This window comes from Planktotalea frisia, from assembly GCF_001890925.1.
Taxonomy (GTDB): domain Bacteria; phylum Pseudomonadota; class Alphaproteobacteria; order Rhodobacterales; family Rhodobacteraceae; genus Planktotalea; species Planktotalea frisia.
This window is the reverse complement of the sequence record NZ_MLCB01000160.1, coordinates 1-19,462: the sequence shown is the minus strand read 5'-3', so window position 1 is coordinate 19,462 and position 19,462 is coordinate 1. Positions and strand designations below refer to the sequence as shown.

Genomic DNA, 19,462 nt, shown 5'->3' with positions numbered 1-19,462 from the left:
TTTACTCCTGAACTCGAATGAGAATGTTCATATATTTGTCGACTTCAGCAGTCGTTTTTGGCGGAATAACTGTGGTAGAGTCGAATTGCTCAACAATCGCAGGCCCGTCGAAGGTTGCGCCCGCGGTAAGGTTGTCGCGCTCAAATACCATCGCTGTATGTGCCTTGCCCTCGAACCAAACGTCGCGCGTGTTGTCGGTTGTGGGCGTGTTCTTACTCACTTGATGGGTTTGCAATTCCGCTTTTGGAACCATTCCTGTCGCGGTCAAAGCAACTCGGAAAATCGAAACAGGTGCGTCGTCACGGCGATAGTTGAACTCACGCTCGTGCTCCTTGTGGAACCCGTCAATCAATGCATCAATATCAGTGACATTGGACGGTGCTGGCACCGCAAGCGAACGCCACTGGCCTTGATACATCATCTCAACGTTACGCTGGATAACGATGTCTTTCTTGGCCACGCCTTCGTGGGTTAAACGTTCAGCGGCCAAGGCTTCAAGACGCGCAAATGCAGCTTCGATATCAGCAGGTTTCGTTTCCGCTGCAGCGGCCATGAAACTCTCAGAGAAGTCATGCTGGATATCGACGAGCAAACATCCAAGCGCTGACGTCACGCCTGGGTTTGGCGGGATAATCACCGTTGGGATCGACAGTTCTTTCGCAATCGCAGCGCCGTGCAAAGCGCCTGCACCACCAAAGGCCACCAGCGCAAAATCGCGTGGATCATAGCCGCGAGAGATCGAAAGAAGTCTAACAGCATTGGCCATGTTCGCATTTGCAACCGCGACGATGGCTTCAGCTGCTTCGTGCAATTCCATTCCAAATGGCTCGGCGACAGACTCTTTTACTGATGCTTCAGCAAGTTTTGGATCAAGCGTAATCTTGCCACCCGCAAGTGACGTTCCAAGGCGACCTAGGACGACATTCGCATCGGTATTCGTCGCGACTTCGTTGCCGTTTTGGTAGCATGCAGGACCGGGAAACGCGCCCGCAGATTGGGGACCATTGCGAAGTGAGCCGCCCTCATCCTGCCATGCCAGCGACCCACCACCAGCGCCAATCGTCAAAACCTCAATAGAAGGGAAACGGATCGGATAGCCGTATTCGATATACCAATCTTTGGTGACGCGAGACTTGCCTTCATACACCAAAGAGACGTCCGTGCTCGTGCCGCCCATGTCAAAGCCAATGGAATTGTCAAAGCCACACAGGTTGCCAATAAAGCGGCTCGCGATTGCACCCGCTGCTATGCCAGAACCAGCCAAACGTGCTGCGAAATCCTTTACACTTGCAGGGGTCATAACGCCGCCGCCCGTGTGCAGGAGCAGTAAATCACGCTCGTATCCGCCGTCAGCTAATTTGCCCTCAAGGCGTTCAACATAATCAACGACGGAAGGCGACACGACCGCATTCGCCATCGTCGTAGAGAAACGCTCGTGTTCAAAAATTTCAGGAAGAACTTGCGACGAGATAGACACTGGAATGTCAGGCATCACACTGAGAAGGATCTCTCGCATCCGCGCTTCATTCGCCCCGTTTGTGTAGGAGTTCATGAAACAAACCGCAACAGAAGCCACTTCGCGCTTCTTCAAGACATGCGCGATGCGCAGTGCCTCTACTTCATCGAGCGCTTCAAGAACGGTTCCATTCGCATCGACACATTCCTTAACAACAAGGCGATCACGGCGTGGAATGTAGGGCTTAGCGACATCTTTGTACGTGTCCCAAAGATCCTCTTTGTTGGCACGCCGGATCTCGACAACGTCGCGAAATCCTTCGGTACAAATCATCGCTGAACGCGCCAAATTTCGGGTGATCAAAGCATTCGTGGCAACGGTCGTACCATGAGAAAACATCGACACTTTGCTTAGATCGATGCCGCCCTGCTCAATACCATTTAGAATAGCAACCATCGGGTCATCAGGCGTTGATGAAGTCTTCTCAATCCGGATCGACCCATCAGTTTCGTCCATGATACAAACGTCGGTAAACGTTCCGCCGACGTCCACAGCTACTCTGATATTCTTCATTTCTTCATCCTTCTTAAGACAATAAGGCATCACGATGGTGCCAGCGAAATGCTGACCCAATTCTAATCATTCGTTTAAGTTAGTGAATTGTCAGGACGGCCCTGCTTGCTGGCTTCTTTGTGCCGCCTTGCGTGTTTCGGTAGGCGTGCAGCCGAATTGTGCACGGTATGCTTTGTTGAACTGTGATTGATCCGAGAACCCCCAGCGATGGGCGATTTCAGCAATTGTCGTTATGCCTTGGACCTTCAAATCCTCTTGGGCACGTACCAATCGCTTTTCACGAATAAACCCGGAAATCGATTTGTCCGCGTCGAGAAAGAGTTGCTGAAGATAACGCAGGGAAACGTTGCAGGCCTCTGCAACAAGACCAGAAGACAGGTCTTCGTTGTTAAGATTGTTTCGAATGAATTGCTCCGCGCGATGTAGATGTGCCGCGCGGATTGAAGACATGTTGCTGTCCAAAACACGGTCATCGCTGCGGATCGATAAGCAAAGCAAATCTAAGATGTGCATCCCCGCCGCTGTCCGTGCGGCTTCATCCAACAAGTCAACGTGAGCAGCAGTGGCCTTCACCACATCGAGGAAGTAATTTGCAACGCCTTGCGTACCATCAAAGCTAAGGGCACCAAGGCGATCGGTTGGACCGATCCGTGCACGTACACTTTCGGAGGACACTTTGAGAACCAACAACTCATTGGTTTGTTCATGCCAAAACTCATAAGGTATGTCGCCACGTTCAACCAAGAACTCTCCTGGCGCACAAGTCGCTTGCCGATTGTTCTGACTAAAGCCGACGTTTTCCAGCCTAGGGATCGTAATTAGCAGGCTGCTTTCGACTTCTTCTAGAAAATGGCGTTTGTTGCGTTTGTACAAAATTCCATCGCAGCGCATCTGCGAAAGCCCGACGATGCCCAAACTCCAAGTATCAAGGTCTCCAGAGAACGACTGATCTTCGACCATCTGGGTTTCCAGTGGAAAGAATGTGTCAGACACCGCTGCCTGCCATTGAGTGGCAGTTAACCGTTTGTTCGCCGAACTATCCTTAAGTGTCATGTCTGATTCCCCACACACAGAGATCCCGTGTTGTATGAACCTAGCATTTTTCATGTGCATCACTTTGGTAAAAAACGCACAAACTTTTGTTCATGCATCAGAGCCGTCCTATAGAACCATCAGTTTTGCTGCATCGCCGAGGCCAATCTTCGTTAAAACCAAAGCTAATACAGAGCCTTAGAGTCTCCCCAAGCTTTTCCTGAATAATAGCGGCAAGCCCAAATAAACAAACGGTTTTTCAGAACGTTCTGTTGGATCAAGCGCTGAGAAAGCGTGGTTGGCAGAGCCATTTCACCAAAATAAAGAGCCGTCGTGTTTCAAATTCGCGCTTCATTTGTGCGCTTCAGCAGCACTCTAAAATTCCTTGCCAAGTTCGATGCAAGAGCGATAGCAACGTCTCAATAACGATCAAAATCTGATCAAATTCGCTCCAACTTGCTAGAAATGGTGTGCCCAATGAACATGAGACCAAACTCCGACGAAGCCCGTGATGTTGCGTATCATTTTCATGGCTACACAAACGCGCAAGCCCATGAAGAGGTTGGTCCGCTGATCATTGATCGCGGCGAAGGTATTCATGTTTTTGACAACAACGGAAAGCGTTACATTGAGGGCATGTCGGGGCTTTGGAGCGTCGCTGTCGGCTTCAACGAAAAACGCCTTATCGACGTCGCGCATCAACAGATGCAAAGACTACCATTCTATCACAATTTCTCGCACCGCTCGCATGGACCAGCGATTGATTTGGCTGAAAAACTGATCGAAATCGCGCCAGCTCCTATGAGCAAGGTTTTTTATACAAATTCAGGTTCAGAGGCGAATGATACGATCGTTAAGATGATTTGGTATCGTTCTAACGCTCTGGGAAAGCCTGAGAAAAAGAAAATTATTTCGCGTATGCGCGGTTATCACGGTGTGACAATTGCGTCGGCTTCTATGACCGGCCTGCCCAACAATCACCGCTCCTTTGATTTGCCCATCAATGGCGTGTTGCACACGACGTGCCCGCACTATTGGCGCGAAGGTCAAGCCGGCGAAACCGAAGAGGCTTTTGCCACGCGTTGTGCTCAAGATCTCGACGAGATGATCCAATCCGAAGGCCCTGACACAGTTGCTGCCTTCATTGCAGAACCTGTGATGGGTGCTGGCGGCGTTGTCGTTCCACCCGCGACTTACTGGGAGAAAATCCAAGCAGTTTTGGCGAAATACGACATCCTGTTGATTGCGGATGAAGTGATTTGCGGTTTTGGTCGCACGGGCAACATGTTCGGCTCGACCACTTATCAGATTAAGCCCGACATCTTGACCATGTCTAAGCAGATCACATCGTCCTATTTCCCTTTCTCCGCATTCATGATGAACGATCGTGCCTACGATCCTATTGCTGAGGAAAGTGGTCGCATCGGCGTTTTGGGACATGGCTATACGGCTGGCGGGCACCCTGTTGGCGCAGCTGTCGCGCTTGAGAATATCAAGATCATCGAAGAGCGTGGTCTTGTTGCAAATGCGGCTGAACGTGGCGCAGAGTTGCAAGCCGCGCTCGCTGATCTCGCCAGCTACAAACTTGTTGGTGAAGCACGTGGCGTTGGCCTTATCGCTGCACTAGAATTGGTTGCTCCTGAAGGCCGTGAGGACGAATTTAGTGCTGGCAAGTTGGGTGCACGAATGAATGCAATCATGCTAGAGAACGGCCTCATATCACGTAACATGCTGGATGCGATGGCCTTCTGCCCTCCTTTGACTGTAAGTGGGGGCGAATTGAATGAGATCATAAACATCACGCGTCAGAGTTTAAAAGAGCTGGAAGTTGAGATTGCTAACTAGCAGAATTCTCAAACCAAGACGTTTTTGATCCGAAACGTTCTTCTAATGCTGATCTGGCATTCGGGACAATGGACCTATCGTTGTCATCTAATCCATCGCAACATTCTTGAGGTCATTTTCTATAAGAATGTCAGCTTTTGCAAAGCTACCGCGAAAGTCGCGCACCCGCAGCGAATGTCGGCTTCCCGCCGATTCTGTGGAAAAACACCGTGTTGCTGGCGCAGAAAGTGGTGTCTTGAAGAGGGCGCGAGCGCCTTTCCTATAAGGCTTTGCGCGTTTGCTGCGGTGCAGGAAAGATCTTGGCTAGTTTGCGGAGGTTTTGGGCAGTTGCGGCGAGGAGGAATTCGTCATTTGCGCCGCATGGGCCACGTAATCGGAGCCGCCCCAGCCCGAGAATGCGTTTGAGGTGGGCAAAGAGCATTTCCACCTTCTTTCTGAGCCGCATCGAGATGACATATTGTTTGGTTTTGGCAATGTCGCGGGCAACTTGACGGGCGTCTTCATGTTCTTCGCGGGTGATGGAGCGGAAGTCGGCATTTGGGCAGCATTTTGCTTTTGATGGGCAGGCTTGGCACATCAGTTTCAAGGCGCGGTATTTGGCGACGCCTTTGCCGTCTGGGCCTCTGTTGGGGTCAGAATAGTTGCGGCGGAACTGCTTGAGTGATTGGCCTTCTAGACAAACATATTGGTCGTTTTCTGGGCCCCATTCGAAGTCTGCGCGGCTCCAGGTCCCGTCCGTGCGGCCCGCTTTATCAATGACCGGGATGTGCGGGGCGATCTTGCGGTCCACTAGCCAACCCAGCATTGGGCCCGAGCCGTAAGCAGTATCCGCGATGATCCGCTCGGGGTGCAGATCAAATATGTCTTTGACCCTGTCCAGCATCTTGCGGACGGACCCTACCTCTGCCTGTCGGATTGACCGCGTCGCCTCCACGTCGACGATCACGCTGTGATCAGTGTCGATCAAGTAATTGGTGGAATAGGCAAAGAATGCAGGCCCTTTTCGGGCTGCAGTCCACTGGCTGGCAGGATCGGAGTGGGACGTGAACTTGGGCTCGACCTCAGATGCTGCGCCGAAAGCTGCATCGTCCAGAACATCGAGATACTCACGCACGGCGCGCGGAGCATCCTGTGGCGTAATTGCTGATGTGTCCCAATCTTCCTTCGGCGTTGAGTTTTGTTTGTTCGCGTCAGCTTCGATCAAACTGGCATCTGCCGCAAAGCGCTGGCCGCTCACCAGACCGTCCGCAATGCAGCGCGCCACAGTCGTCTCGAATAAATGGCGCAACAAATCGCTTTCGCGGAAACGACCATGCCGGTTCTTGGAAAAGGTCGAATGGTTCGGCACTGGATCCGCAAGATCAAGGCGGCAAAACCAGCGGTAGGCAAGGTTGAGATGAACCTCTTCGCAAAGCCTGCGTTCCGACCTGATGCCAAGACAATAGCCAACCAACAGCATGCGGATCAGCAGCTCTGGATCGATAGATGGACGGCCAGTGTGGCTGTAAAACTCTGCAAGATGCGGACGGATACTGCTCAGATCCACAAACCGATCAATCGAACGTAGCAGGTGTTCTTGAGGCACATGATCTTCAATCGAGAACTCATAAAACAACGCGCTTTGCGCCTCTTGCTTCGGTCCTAACATCATCAATCCCCCCGCATTCACAGGCAAATTGAATCAGTGGTGGGCCTCCAAATCAAGAAGAGTTTTTCAACAGAATTAGCCCAAAATGTAGCCCTTAGCTACTCTCTAGTTTCGGTGTGACCGTCAAATTCATCCCTGCTCAGCTCATACCTTTTCCCCGTGAGCATGTCCTTCTTGAGACGCGGCGTAAGATGACTGTAATGTCGCTCAATCATGCCAATGCTTGTGCCCATCTGCACAGCCAGCGCATGTATATCCATACCGTCGTTGAGCAGGGCAAAGGTCGCATAAGTGTGACGCAGACTATACAGCGTTCTATTCTGCCCTGTACGAGGGCAAGTAATTAGCCCTGTGTCTGTGAGGAACTTGCGGAAGGTCTGGTGGATGTTCTTAGACACGGTCCCGTCGGGCAATCTGAACACTGGCAAATCGACACGTTGCTTGAGCAAGTCTTCAAACGGGATGTGCTTGATGTCGTCACTGCTGCACCGCCGCGAAATTTCTGCTGCATCGCATAAGCGATTGTGGTCATTCGAATAGTCTGCAGCACATCTTAAGCCGCGAATTCACAGTGCCGGGGACAAACCGGGCATTCGCGGCGGCTGCGCCAATGATTGCTTTGCGTCCTTCGCGATCGCTGTATAAAGACCTCTTGGATGAAACGAGTAAGTTCGTTGCACTTGCGAGATGGTCGTCAGCAACAAGAACTGAGTTGATGAAGAGGTATTAAGCCAATCAACTGATTTGGGACAAAAGTTGCATCAGTAACGCGCCGTCCTTGGTATCAAATTGTTCCGCCAATGCACGGTCTTCTTCTTCGACGTCCTGTCGGACTTGAAGCATCCGTCTGCGTCCCAAGTTTGTCAAAAGCAGGTTGATCTGGCGTTGATCGGCAGTTGCGATCTGGCGATGGACCAATCCATTAGACACCATTCTGTCTACGAGCTTACTCAACGCGGGCGGATTGAGCAGCGCCTGCTTTGCTAGCTCTCCCATGGAAAGCTTAGTACCTGCGTCAAGGCATTCCATGATCCGCCATGCCTCAATTTGAATGCCTTGCTTTTTCAGGCGAACAGTCAGCAATTGAGTAACCGCCCTATGCGCCGCAGCCAATGCATACGAAAGGTGATTGCCAAGAGGGTTAAGCTCGGTCGTCATTGTCAGCCTCGGTAAATCGTTCAAAGTGAATTTAGTTGACTTGGAAAGCAAATTCAATTGCAATGTGCCAATTCGCCGTGCAAACTTAAGAAGGATGTGGCCCTGGGACGCCTAACAGCAGAGCTGGCTCTTCCAATCGAACTCGCGGATCTGCGCGAGAGCGGCCATCTGCACGAGTCGGGCAGTTTCAATGTAGCGCTTCTTATTCCGATGTGTGGGCCAGCTGGCATTTGGGCACCGTCTTGCATTTCGAGTGCCCAAGTCGCAGCGGCAGAATTGAACCGCACCAATGGAATTCAAGGTCGCCGTGTTCAGTTGATCATGATTGATGCAGCGATCGAGGCCGGTGAGCCAATCGAAGAAATCATTAATGAACTGATCGAGCTCGGGGCAATTGATGCGATTGTGGGAATGCACCTGAGCGCTGTGCGCCAAAGGTTGTCCAAAGTGGTGCGTCAACGCATTCCCTACATCTACACGCCGCTGTATGAGGGCGGAGAAACGACGCCGGGCTTATTTGCCATTGGTGAAACTCCTCAAGAACAACTCGGCCCTGCGATGGCGATGCTTCAGCAGGCATTCCGGCCACGCAAATGGGCGCTGATTGGGAACGACTATGTCTGGCCGCGCAGCTCGCACAGTTTTGCTAAAACCTGCCTGAAGCAGATGAATGTGGATTTGGCGATGGAGTGCTATGTGCCATTTGGGCTGCCCAGCATGACTGGTTTGGTCGATAGATTGGAAGCTTCGGGCGCGGACGCAGTGCTTGTGTCACTGGTTGGGCAAGACGCTGTCAATTTCAACCGCGTGTTCGGTCGGCGTGGCCTACATAAATCGATTCTTCGTTTGTCCTGCGCTTTGGAGGAAAATGGTTTGATGGCCTGTGGAGAGGGTAATCTGGAGCGGCTGTTTTCTGTCTCCTCTTACTTTGGCTCCATTTCCACCGACGCGAATGCATGCTTCAAGGAACGGTATTATGCGATGCATGGGGAAATCGGGCCCGCGTTGAATGCGCTTGGACAATCAACTTATGAAGGCTTGCATTACTTGTCAGTGCTCTTGCGCGACTTTGGCGACATTTGGCGAGGACGTTCCACGCAGGACGGTCTGCCTGTGATTCACGAAAGTGGTCGCAGTTTTGAGCGAAATGGCAAAAAAGAGCGCCCGTCCATCTACTTAGCACGTGCCGATGGCGTACAATTTTGTGACTTTAAGTTACTGTAATACATTAATAACATGGGAAATATTTTCCTATTCAAATAAAATGCTTGAAATGGAAAGTAAAATCTCACACCGTAGCATCAACTGATTTGATGCGTTGGTCTTCGTGCCAGACGCGGTGGGGGAACTTATTTTGTACTGGCTCTTAGCTCTCGTCATTTTGGCAATCGTTCTGCTGATGGGTATATGGTTTCTTCAGCGGTTTTACGCAAAAGCATCTTTGGAAAGTGCGCTCGTGCGCACCGGAATGGGTGGTCGGCGCGTGATAACAGATGGCGGCTGCGTGGTGCTTCCGATTGTGCATCAATCACAACGCGTGTCGATGCAGACCAATACCGTAACGGTGTCGCGCTCAGGGCGCGAGGCGGTGCTCACATCCGATCCCTTGCGCGCTGACATCACAATGAAATTCGAGCTCCGCGTCGCATCAGATACAGACAATATCGCGACGGCTGCGCAGGCGTTTGGCAATCGAATTGCTCGGGGAGGCGAGGTATTTGAGGATGCGCTCGCAGGTCCTTTGGCCAACGCGATCCAGACGGCTGCTGCATCGCGCGATTTGAACAATATCCACCTAGAGCGTGCTGAATTTACCCAAGAGGTTGCGCGCGTTGCGTCTGAGCACGCTGGACGCCTTGGGCTAGAGCTGGTGACAGCCGCGCTTGTCTCAATTGACCAAAGTGATTTTTCAGGGCGGGATGAAAACAACGCCTTCAATGCACGTGGTATGCGGCGTTTGGCGGAGATGGTCGCAGAAGAACGCGAGGCCCGTATACAGGTCGAAACGTCGACAGAAGTTGCCGTGCGCGAGCATCGTTTGGCCCAGCATCAACGCCAGATGGAGTTGCTACGGGCAGAGCGTGAAACAGAGATTGCTCAGCAAGAACACCTGACCAAACTGGAAGCCGAAGCGGAAAGTCGAGCGTTGCAAGCGCACTCAGAAGCGCGGCATGCTTCCGAGACCAGTCGCATCCAGCAGGAGCAAGAAACCGAAGCTGCGAAGGTCACCAGCGACGAGGCACTACGCAAGGTTGAGATGCGTGCTCTGCTAGAACTGGAAGAGGCGAGAATAGCCAACGGTATCAAGCTGTCGCAGTCGCGAACCAAAGAGGCAAAAGCACAAGCCGAAGAGGAAGAAGCCCGTGCGCAGGTGATTCTGGCTGCCGAAAACGTTCAGGCGCAAAAGGAACGCGCGGTCACGATGCGCGAAAAGGAAATCGAAAAGCTCAAGCAAGATCGCGATATTGAGCTTGAAGACGCGCGTGTCAAAAGCGACGTCAACACGCTGCTTGCCAAAGCACAGGCTGATGCATCGGCCCGCACCGCCAGCGCACATGCTGAGCAATCCGCAATGGAGGCCGAAGCGGCAGGCAGAGTTGCCCTTAATTCGGCTGAGAACACGCTTAGCGATGCGGTGATCCGCATGCGCCTTGAAGAACGCAAACTCGATAAAATGCCTGAGATCATGACCCAGATGATGAAGCCTGTGGAAAAAATTGACTCAATCCGTATCAACCAGATCAGCGGACCCGGCGGCGGCGCTGGATCTCCAGGCGGCGACGGGGTCGACAGCGCCTTTGGGGCAGCGATGGACCAAATACTTGGAATGGCAGTGCGCCTGCCTGCGATGAAGCAAATGGGCGAAGAGATTGGCATGGATTTTGACGTACCTACTGCAGGGCGCACCGCAGATTATGCCAACCGTATTAAGGCAAAAGACGAACCAAAACCCAACCCTAAAGCCGAAAAATCCAAAGAGTGATCATAAGTCACCTCTTACCTTAAACCAATCAACGGAGGACTTTTAATGTCTATGAATAGGCGAGAATTACTTGGCGGCGCAGCAGCGCTTAGCACCGCGGCAATGTTGCCCCAGGCAGCGATGGCGGCGGATACAATCCAATTGGGATCAATCCTAGATACATCCGGCATCTTTGATGCCTATGGCAAGCCAATGGATCAAGCGATGCGCTTGGCTGTGAAAGAGATAAACGATGCGGGCGGCTTGCTCGGAAAACAGGTCGAAGTTGCCGCCTATGATACCCAATCTGACATGGCGCTTTATTCGCAATATGCGCAACAATTGACCCGTCAGGACAAAGTTGACGTCGTACATGGCGGCATTCTGTCTGCCTCGCGTGAAGCGATACGCCAGACCATGCGCAAGACCAAGACCTTGTACTTCTACAACGTGCAATACGAAGGCGGCGTCTGCGATCGCAATATTTTTGTAACGGGTGTGACCCCTGCCCAGCAGGTCGAAGTGTTGGTGCCTTATGCGATGAAGAAATCCGGACCCAAGGTGCATATCCTTGCGGCTGATTACAACTACGGCCAAATCACGGCACGCTGGATTCAGAAGTTTGTAGAAGAGAATGGCGGCGAGGTCGTTGCGACTGATTTCTTCCCGCTCGATGTTGCTGATTTCGGCTCTACTATCACCAAGATTCAGCAAACCGCGCCGGATCTGGTGTTTGCCCCGCTCGTGGGCGGTGCGCATCTGTCCTTCTTCCGCCAATGGTCGGCTGCGGGCATGAAAGACAAGATCCCTCTCGCGTCGACGACGATGGGCGTAGGCAACGAACACAAGGTGCTGACGCCTGAAGAGGGCAACGGCATCATGGTCGCCTACAACTACAGCCAAGAGCTGGACACACCTGCCAACATTGCGTTCAAAGCAAAGTGGCAGGCGGAATATGGCGATACGACTGCGATCCATGAATTGGCCGTGTCGACCTATCAGGGCATCATGCTTTGGGCCGCAGGTGTGCGCAAAGCAGGCAGCATCGAGCGCGACGCGGTCGTGGATGCGCTTGAGACGGGCATTTCCATCGAGGGTCCAGCAGGCAAGGTCACCATTGATCCGCAAACCCACCATGCCACAGTCGATGTGCATATAATGGAGTTTGAGGGCCAAGGTATGACCGTGATTGAAACCCTGCCTCAGCGCGCGCCAATTGACACTCAGGCCGTTTGCGATTTGCAAGCCAACCCTGGCGACAACACCCAATACGAGATCGAAATCTGATCTTTTTGGGTTCTCCCTGTCAGGGCGGTGTGAGCCGCCCTGATCCTCTCCTTTCAGACGTTGGGCACTATGGACCTCAGTTTCGTTATACTTGTTGAAGTGCTTTATGGCGTTGCGTCGCTGGTGTTGATCAGTGCCGGATTGGCCGTGGTTTTTGGGATGATGAAAGTCATCAACCTCGCGCATGGTGAATTTATGATGATGGGCGGCTATGCTACCATTACCGCTGTCGGGCTAGGCGTGAATGTCTTTGTTGCCATGCTCGTCATCGCGCCCCTTGTCGTTGGGTTGATCGGATTGATCGTCGAGCGCTTGGTGATACGCCATCTCTACGGGCGCTTGGTCGATACGATGCTGGCCACTTGGGGGTTAAGCTTGGTCTTTATTGGGCTGGCAACGATGATTTTCGGCAATACAACGACAGGTATCTCGACCCCGATCCCCGGCTTTGCGTTCGGTGGTTACCAGGTCAATGGCTACAATTTTTTTATCATTATCGTGTCCATCGTACTGGTCATCGCCATGTATGCTGTGCTGCGCGGGACACGCGCCGGCTTGATCGCGCGTGGCACGATGCAACGCTCTGATATGGCGGCTGCACTCGGCTATAGTCCGGACCGCATTTACATGATGACATTCTTCTGCGGCTCGGCCTTGTCCGGACTTGCAGGTGCCGTTTTGGCCCCTTTGGTCGGCCTCGTTCCGACTTCCGGCGGGGCTTACATTGCCAAAGCATTTATCACCGTGATCGCGGGCGGTCCGTCTCTGATCGCAGGTCTTGTGAGTTCTGCGACCTCGTTCGGCCTCGTCAGCCAGTTTTTCACTTTCGCCATCTCGCCGGTCATCGGTGAAGTCGCACTGTTGATCGCCGCTGTCGTCTTACTGCGCACCATGCCGCAAGGGATCACTGGTCGTTTTTTCAAAGGCAAATTGTGATGGGTCGCAGCGTGTTGCACGATGTGATAATAACGCTGGTGGTTTCAGCATTGCTGATTTGGCTGCTGCCGTTGATGATCAGCACATATACGCTGACTGTACTTGTGATCTACGGCATGCTCGGCCTTAGCCTAGGGTTGGTCTGGGGCTTTGGCGGGATCTTATGCTTTGGTCAAGCCGCTTTCTTCGGTTTGGGCGCTTACACCTACGCCATCGCTGCCATCAATATTGGTGAGAGTACGCTGCCGATGATCCTCGCGGTTCTGGTGCCAGCGGTGTTCGCGGCTCTGCTCGGAGCAATGATGTTTTACGGGCGACTGGCGGATGTTTATCTAGGTGTCATCACGCTGGTTGTCACGCTGATCCTGTTCAAATTTGTGAACTCAACCGCGGGTCCGCAATACGTGATCGGCAACGCGCGATTGGGCGGCTTCAACGGCATCCCCGGCTTTCAGACGCTCAACGTGCCGGGTGATCCGGCTGCATATATCTGGGGCGATCCCTATTTCTACGTTTGCGCGGTCGCGCTGGTAATCGTTTTCTTATTGGTTACTTGGCTGCTTCGCTCTTCATTCGGGCGTATTGCGGTCGGCATTCGAGAAAACGAAGTGCGCATGGGCCTGATGGGCTACGACGTAGCCACGCGTAAAACGGTATTGTTTGCAATAGGGGCTGCCATCGCCGGACTGGCCGGCGCGCTATTCGCCAATTGGGGCGAGATCGTCACGCCCAACCTATTTTCGCTGGGCCAATCGGCCGAGATCATTATTTGGTGTATCGTGGGCGGCCTTGGCACGCGATTTGGGCCAATTGTTGGAGCCGCCGGATTGGCATACCTCAAGTTCATGCTGGGCCAGCAAAGTATGATCGACAATACGCTAGTCTTGGGTCTGATCCTTGTGCTGTTTGTTTTGTTCTTACCGCGCGGCCTCGTGCCAGCAGTTGCGTCGCTTTTGAACAGCATTTTTGGCGGCACAAAGCGCAAGCCAAAACCTCGCCGGATGAGGAGAGCGCGGCATGGCTGAAACGGTTTTAGAAACCAGCGGACTGACGATGCGGTTTGGCGGTGTAACGGCAAGCGATAATGTCAATTTCAAGCTGAAGGCCCGCGAGCTGCGCTGTTTGATCGGACCTAATGGTGCGGGTAAATCGACCTTCTTCAAATGTGTGACGGGATTGCTGACACCAACTGAAGGCCACGTCTATATGCGCGGTCAAGAGGTTACAGGATGGCAACCGCATCAGATTGCTTCGCTCGGCGTGGGCATCAAAACCCAGACACCGAACGTCATGGACGCGCTCAGTGTACATGAAAATATCTGGCTGGCGGCTCGGCGATTTTACAACGTTGTTGAGGCTCGAGAGCGCGCGGATTCGATCATTGATCGATTGGCATTGGGCACAATTGCACGCACGCAACTGGGACAGTTAGCCCACGGCGAACGCCAGCGCGTCGAACTGGGGATTGTAGCGGTAGCCGACCCTTGGCTCGTGCTGCTCGATGAACCCGCCGCTGGAATGAGCGCGCAGGACGTTGATCGCATGACTGAGATCATCCACGAACTCACTCGCTTCGCAGCCGTCGTAATCGTCGAGCACGACATGCAATTTATCCGCTCCATCGCGCAAACCGTGACCGTATTCCATCAAGGTGCTGTGTTGATGGAGGACAATGTCGAACGAGTCATGTCGGATCCCCAAGTGCGCGCCGTTTATCTAGGAAAGAAAGCGTGATGTCTGAAGATCGCGAAATATTGCTATCTGCCAAGGGACTGTCCGGTGGATATGGCCGCGTGCCGATCTTGCATGGCATTGACCTTGATGTCGCCGAAAACGAAGTCGTTGGCGTGTTGGGTCATAACGGCATGGGCAAGACGACGCTTTTGAAAACATTGATGGGCTTTCTTCCTGCGAGCTCGGGACAAGTTCGCTATGACCAAAACGATATCACGCGGCTTCCGCCCAATGAGCGCAGCCAAATGGGCATCGGTTATGTGCCGCAAGGGCGCGGTATTTTTCCGCAACTTTCTGTGCGCGACAACCTGCGCTTTGCTTGGCACGATCATGGCAATGGGTCCGAGCATGATGTGATCGAAGCGGTGCTGGCTGATTTTCCACGCCTCTCGCGCCTGCTAGACCGCGAGGGCGGTGCCTTGTCTGGGGGCGAGCAACAATTGCTTTCACTGGCGCGTTGTCTGATGGGCGATCCGGACTTCTTACTGCTCGATGAGCCGACAGAAGGCATCCAACCCTCCATCATTGAGGAAATGTCTGAAACTTTGTTGACGCTGCGCCAAACTCGGGGGCTGTCCATTTTGCTGGTTGAGCAGAACTTTGACTTTATCGCTGACTTGTCTGACCGCGTTTTGGTGTTAGAACGTGGACGGATCACAGGCGAGCTGACGCGCGAAGAGCTGTCAGATCAATCTAAAGTCGATCAATTTCTGGGCTTTGGCGCTGCACGCGGCACACGTCAAAACACCGCGCGAGCGCAGACACAGGCCGCTGCGCCACAACGCGTCGAAACATTTGCCCAACAACCATGCGCTCCTGCGCCCACCCGATCGCAACCCTCAGTATCAACGGTAACAGCAATGACTATCAAACGCCCTACTCTTGCTCAAATGCGCACCATGGCCGAACGGTTCGGGATGAGCCTATCGGACCAGGATCTGAGTGAATACACAGAGATCATCGAGCCCTACATGCAGGCTTATGACAGGTTGGACGCGATGCCCGACAACTTGCCCGAAGTCCGCTATCCACGTAGCCCCGGCCGTTTTCCTGATCCAAGCGAAAACCCGTTGAATGCATGGTACGTCAAAACCGAGGTACGCGGCGCGCCTGATGGCAAATTGCGTGGCAAGAGGATTGCACTAAAGGACACAATCTGCCTTGCGGGTGTACCGCTGATGAATGGCTCATCCATCATGGAAGGCTACACGCCAGAAATTGACGCCACAATCGTCACGCGGATGCTCGACGCGGGCGCTATCATCGCAGGCAAAGCGCATTGCGAGAACTTTTGCCTCTCTGGCGGTTCACACACCAATGCCAAAGGCCCAATCCATAACCCCTACAAACGCGGCTATATGGCAGGTGGCTCCTCTGCCGGATCTGCTGCATTGGTTGCAGCAGGCGAGGTGGATATGGCGATTGCTGGTGATCAAGGCGGCTCTATCCGCATCCCCGCATCCAATTGCGGCTGTTACGGGATGAAACCTACTCACGGTTTGGTGCCCTATACTGGCGCAATGCCTATTGAACAAACCATTGACCACCTTGGCCCTATCACAAACACTGTTGCGGATAACGCTTTGTTATTGGAAGTTTTGGCAGGCGAGGACGGTCTTGATCCACGCCAGTACAAACCTAAGGTCTATAGCTACACCGAGGTGCTGGGTCGCGGTGCTCACGGTATGCGCATAGGAGTTTTAAGTGAGGGCTTCGGCCATCCCAATTCAGAGGTGGACGTTGATAAAAAGGTGATGCAAGCCATCGAGCGTTTTCGCGAGCTCGGCGCGCAAGTGGAAGATGTCTCTGTTCCTGAACATCACACCGCGATGGATGCATGGACTGCGATCACGCTTGAGGGGCTGCAAGACGGCATGATGTGGGGCAATTCCACTGGAACCAATTACCGCGGTCTGTTCCTGCCTTCAATGACCGATCACATGGCGCAATGGAAAGGCCGCGCAGATGAACTGAGCCATTCTCTGAAGGCTTGCATGTTCGTTGGGGAGCATTTCCAGCAGCAATACCGTGGACGTTTTTACGGCAAAGCGCAAAACATTATGCGCCGGTGCAATGAACGATATTTGGCCGCGCTCAAGCAATATGACCTGTTGCTCATGCCAACGCTGCCAATCAAACCGCAGGAACATCCGCCTGCTGATTGCTCGCTTGGTCTATACGTGCAGCGTGCCTTTGAAATGGTGCCGAACACGGCACCCTTTAACGGTGGCCTGCCTGCGATGAGCATCCCTTGCGGCTTTAGCGAAGGGCTGCCAATCGGACTACAATTGGTCGGGCCACATTACGGCGAGATGAAAATTTATCAAGCAGCCCACGCCTTTGAGCAATCTGGTGATTGGCGCGATATGTAAGGAGCCCTCACGATGACGATCCTTAACGAAAGTATTGCAAGCCGGATCCAGAATTTCGGATTGGATCAAGTTGCATCTGTGCAAAGTAACCTCGCGAGCCGCGATGGAAAATCATATGTGCAAGGCGCGAAGCATCCTGAACTTGCCTACGCCACGATCCCGCAGCTTTTGCGCGATGCCGTGTCCAGATATGGTCCACGCGATGCGCTGATCTTTCCAGATGCGCGCCTGAGCTATTATGACCTTGATCGCGCTGTAGATGCGTTGGCGGCGGGTTTTCTGGCACTTGGGCTGGAAAAAGGGGATCGTCTTGGCATCTGGTCGCCAAACCGGCTTGAGTGGGTTTTGACCCAGTTTGCCACCGCGCGTATTGGCGTGATCTTGGTGAACATCAACCCGGCGTATCGGTTGTCTGAGTTGGAATATGCGCTGAACAAAGTTGGCTGCAAAGCCTTGGTTCTGGCGCAATCTTTCAAATCGTCTGATTACCTGGAAATGATCTGCGCTTTAGCGCCAGAGTTGGCAAATGCGGAGCGCGGACGGCTACACGCAGCCAGATTGCCAAACCTGCGCCACGTGATCTTGATGGACGAAGCGCCAGGTGACAGCGGTGTCTGGACCTTTGCCGAGGTGTCAACGCTTGGTGGGCCAGCGCAGCAATTACGCCTGCCCGAGATCGACCGCACGCTTCAACCGGATGAAGCGATCAACATTCAGTTCACTTCTGGCACAACGGGCCAACCGAAAGGAGCGACGCTTTCGCATTACAACATCGTCAACAATGCGCGTTTTGTAACGGATCGGATCAAACTGACAGAGAACGACCGCCTCGCCATTCCGGTGCCGCTCTATCACTGCTTCGGTATGGTCATGGGCGTTCTTGGCGGCGTAAGCAAAGGTTCGGCACTGATCTTTCCGGGTGAAGCATTTGATGCGAAGCAAACGCTTGATGCACTTGCCACTGAGCGCTGTAGCGCCCTTTACGGTGTGCCGACAATGTTCGTTGCGATGCTGCAGGAGCTGTACGGCACACCACGCGATCTCTCTGCTTTGCGCACAGGCGTGATGGCCGGCGCACCTTGCCCTGTTGATGTGATGAAACAAGTCAACGACCGGATGCACATGAAGGAGGTCACAATCTGCTACGGCATGACCGAAACCGCGCCAGTTTCGTTCCAAAGCTTTGTTGATGACACCACCCAAAGGCGTTGTGAAACCGTCGGGCGTGTGCATCCGCATCTGGAGGTCAAGATAGTCGATGAGGCCGGTCAAATCGTGCCGGTAGGCGTCCAAGGCGAACTGTGCACGCGGGGCTATTCGGTGATGAAAGGCTATTGGGAAGATACCGCCCGCACATCAGACGCCATCCGCGATGGTTGGATGCATACTGGCGATCTAGCGGTGCTTGATGAGGGGGGATTTTGCTCCATTACGGGCAGGGTCAAAGACATGATTATCCGAGGCGGCGAAAACATCTATCCACGTGAGATCGAAGAGTTCTTGTTCAGCCACCCCGACGTGAGTGAAGTACAGGTCTTTGGCGTGCCGGATACGCGACTGGGGGAAGAAGTCTGCGCATGGGTTGTTGCCAAAACAAGTGGTGGGGTCACAGGGGAGGCTCTGCGCGTATTCTGCGATGGTCAGATCGCCCATTTCAAAGTGCCACGCCATATTCGCATCGTGGATGAATTGCCGATGACGATCACCGGCAAACCACAGAAGTTCGTCATGCGTGACCGGATGATAGAAGAATTGGGCGGGGGTTCTGCCGGCTGACTCTCCGGTGCTATGTAGGCTTACGAAAGGCGCGCGAACTGCTTACAGCAGTCTTTGGTGCAAACGCGGCGAATTCACGCTTCGTCCGCGTTGTGTGATTTCAGACAAGCCGCAGCGAACGGCACGTATTCCCGAACCAATCGTTGATGCATAACGCGGCTTAGGTCAGCTGGGTGCGGAGTGATCAGCTATCGGGTGGGGGTAGGGTGACGCTGGTGACGCTTCTTCTTACTGCGCTCTCTATTAAAAAACATATTTTCTTATGAATATATTTTTTCACCATAGACCGTGCAGTAAGAATATGCGTCACATGCGTCACATGCGTCACATGCGTCACATGCGTCACAGAAAGACAGACACCCTCGCTGGCACACGCATGCCAGTCACGTATCGGGCGGTTTTGTCCCTCCTGTGTCCAAAGCCCAGCCGAGTAAGCCGATCCCTCAGGCCCCTTTGGCTCATCGTTTGTTTGATGCCGTTCCCCTGCGCCCAGTTCAAATATGCCTCAAAGACCTTAGAAGCCTTCGAGCAAGCATCGGGATCGCGCTCGCAAACATCATCCACAAACTGCGCAACCTGGTCGGCCTCTAAACGCCACTCCTGTTTCGCGGTTTCAGTTGAGCCGAACTGAAGTGGTCCGGCAAAACTGGACAGCGTGCTAAGATGTATCCAACCTTGAAGAC

At 53.2% G+C, this 19,462-nt stretch carries 15 protein-coding genes; 9 read left to right on the top strand and 6 right to left on the bottom strand.

The features are described 5' to 3' along the window. Position 1 precedes the first annotated feature (1 nt). Both PFRI_RS14195 and PFRI_RS14190 read right to left on the bottom strand, forming a co-directional pair. Positions 2–2,029 carry a hydantoinase/oxoprolinase family protein gene (locus tag PFRI_RS14195; protein ID WP_072631375.1) on the bottom strand — a complete coding sequence of 676 codons (2,028 nt, stop codon included), beginning with the start codon at positions 2,027–2,029 and terminating at the stop codon, positions 2–4. Between the two features lie 90 nt (positions 2,030–2,119). Continuing rightward, positions 2,120–3,082, bottom strand: a complete 963-nt coding sequence (locus tag PFRI_RS14190; protein ID WP_072631363.1) for a helix-turn-helix domain-containing protein — start codon at positions 3,080–3,082, stop codon at positions 2,120–2,122. Between the two features lie 456 nt (positions 3,083–3,538). Between PFRI_RS14190 and PFRI_RS14185 the strand changes: the two genes are divergently transcribed. Beyond that, positions 3,539–4,906: an aspartate aminotransferase family protein gene (locus tag PFRI_RS14185; RefSeq protein ID WP_072631362.1), complete on the top strand. Its 1,368-nt coding sequence runs from the start codon at positions 3,539–3,541 to the stop codon at positions 4,904–4,906. A 259-nt stretch (positions 4,907–5,165) separates the two neighbouring features. On the opposite strand, the gene PFRI_RS14180 is transcribed toward PFRI_RS14185, so the two are convergent. The 3 genes from PFRI_RS14180 to PFRI_RS14170 form a co-directional block, all read right to left on the bottom strand. After that, positions 5,166–6,554 carry an IS5/IS1182 family transposase gene (locus PFRI_RS14180; protein ID WP_072631361.1) on the bottom strand — a complete coding sequence of 463 codons (1,389 nt, stop codon included), beginning with the start codon at positions 6,552–6,554 and terminating at the stop codon, positions 5,166–5,168. 98 nt (positions 6,555–6,652) lie between these two features. Beyond that, positions 6,653–6,952 (bottom strand): site-specific integrase, encoded by a 300-nt coding sequence (locus PFRI_RS14175; protein ID WP_245812401.1) that lies wholly within the window; start codon positions 6,950–6,952, stop codon positions 6,653–6,655. A 337-nt stretch (positions 6,953–7,289) separates the two neighbouring features. Then, the gene (locus tag PFRI_RS14170; protein WP_245812399.1) at positions 7,290–7,712 is read right to left on the bottom strand and encodes a MarR family winged helix-turn-helix transcriptional regulator; all 423 of its coding nucleotides are present in this window, start codon (positions 7,710–7,712) and stop codon (positions 7,290–7,292) included. A 96-nt stretch (positions 7,713–7,808) separates the two neighbouring features. Between PFRI_RS14170 and PFRI_RS14165 the strand changes: the two genes are divergently transcribed. The 8 genes from PFRI_RS14165 (at position 7,809) to PFRI_RS14130 (ending at position 18,779) form a co-directional block, all read left to right on the top strand. Further along, positions 7,809–8,936 (top strand): substrate-binding domain-containing protein, encoded by a 1,128-nt coding sequence (locus PFRI_RS14165; RefSeq protein ID WP_009829587.1) that lies wholly within the window; start codon positions 7,809–7,811, stop codon positions 8,934–8,936. Positions 8,937–9,066: 130 nt separating this feature from the next. Further along, positions 9,067–10,695 carry a flotillin family protein gene (locus PFRI_RS14160; protein ID WP_072631373.1) on the top strand — a complete coding sequence of 543 codons (1,629 nt, stop codon included), beginning with the start codon at positions 9,067–9,069 and terminating at the stop codon, positions 10,693–10,695. A 45-nt stretch (positions 10,696–10,740) separates the two neighbouring features. After that, entirely contained in the window at positions 10,741–11,961 is a 1,221-nt protein-coding gene (locus PFRI_RS14155; protein ID WP_072631360.1) for an urea ABC transporter substrate-binding protein, read from the top strand. Positions 11,962–12,030: 69 nt separating this feature from the next. Then, positions 12,031–12,897, top strand: coding sequence for an ABC transporter permease subunit (locus PFRI_RS14150; RefSeq protein WP_072631359.1), 867 nt, complete (start codon positions 12,031–12,033; stop codon positions 12,895–12,897). Then, positions 12,897–13,922 (top strand): branched-chain amino acid ABC transporter permease, encoded by a 1,026-nt coding sequence (locus PFRI_RS14145; RefSeq protein WP_072631358.1) that lies wholly within the window; start codon positions 12,897–12,899, stop codon positions 13,920–13,922. Before PFRI_RS14150 ends, PFRI_RS14145 begins: the two co-directional genes overlap by 1 nt. Then, positions 13,915–14,631 (top strand): ABC transporter ATP-binding protein, encoded by a 717-nt coding sequence (locus tag PFRI_RS14140; RefSeq protein ID WP_009831245.1) that lies wholly within the window; start codon positions 13,915–13,917, stop codon positions 14,629–14,631. The genes PFRI_RS14145 and PFRI_RS14140 overlap by 8 nt, the downstream gene beginning before the upstream one ends. Beyond that, positions 14,631–17,003: an amidase gene (locus PFRI_RS14135; RefSeq protein WP_072631357.1), complete on the top strand. Its 2,373-nt coding sequence runs from the start codon at positions 14,631–14,633 to the stop codon at positions 17,001–17,003. Before PFRI_RS14140 ends, PFRI_RS14135 begins: the two co-directional genes overlap by 1 nt. A 12-nt stretch (positions 17,004–17,015) precedes the next feature. Next, on the top strand, positions 17,016–18,779 hold the full coding sequence (locus tag PFRI_RS14130) for an AMP-binding protein (protein ID WP_072631356.1): 1,764 nt from the start codon (positions 17,016–17,018) through the stop codon (positions 18,777–18,779). A 342-nt stretch (positions 18,780–19,121) separates the two neighbouring features. Here PFRI_RS14130 and PFRI_RS14125 read toward each other — a convergent pair. Then, on the bottom strand, positions 19,122–19,462 hold a 341-nt coding region (locus tag PFRI_RS14125), incomplete at its 5' end, for a primase-like DNA-binding domain-containing protein (RefSeq protein ID WP_217653413.1).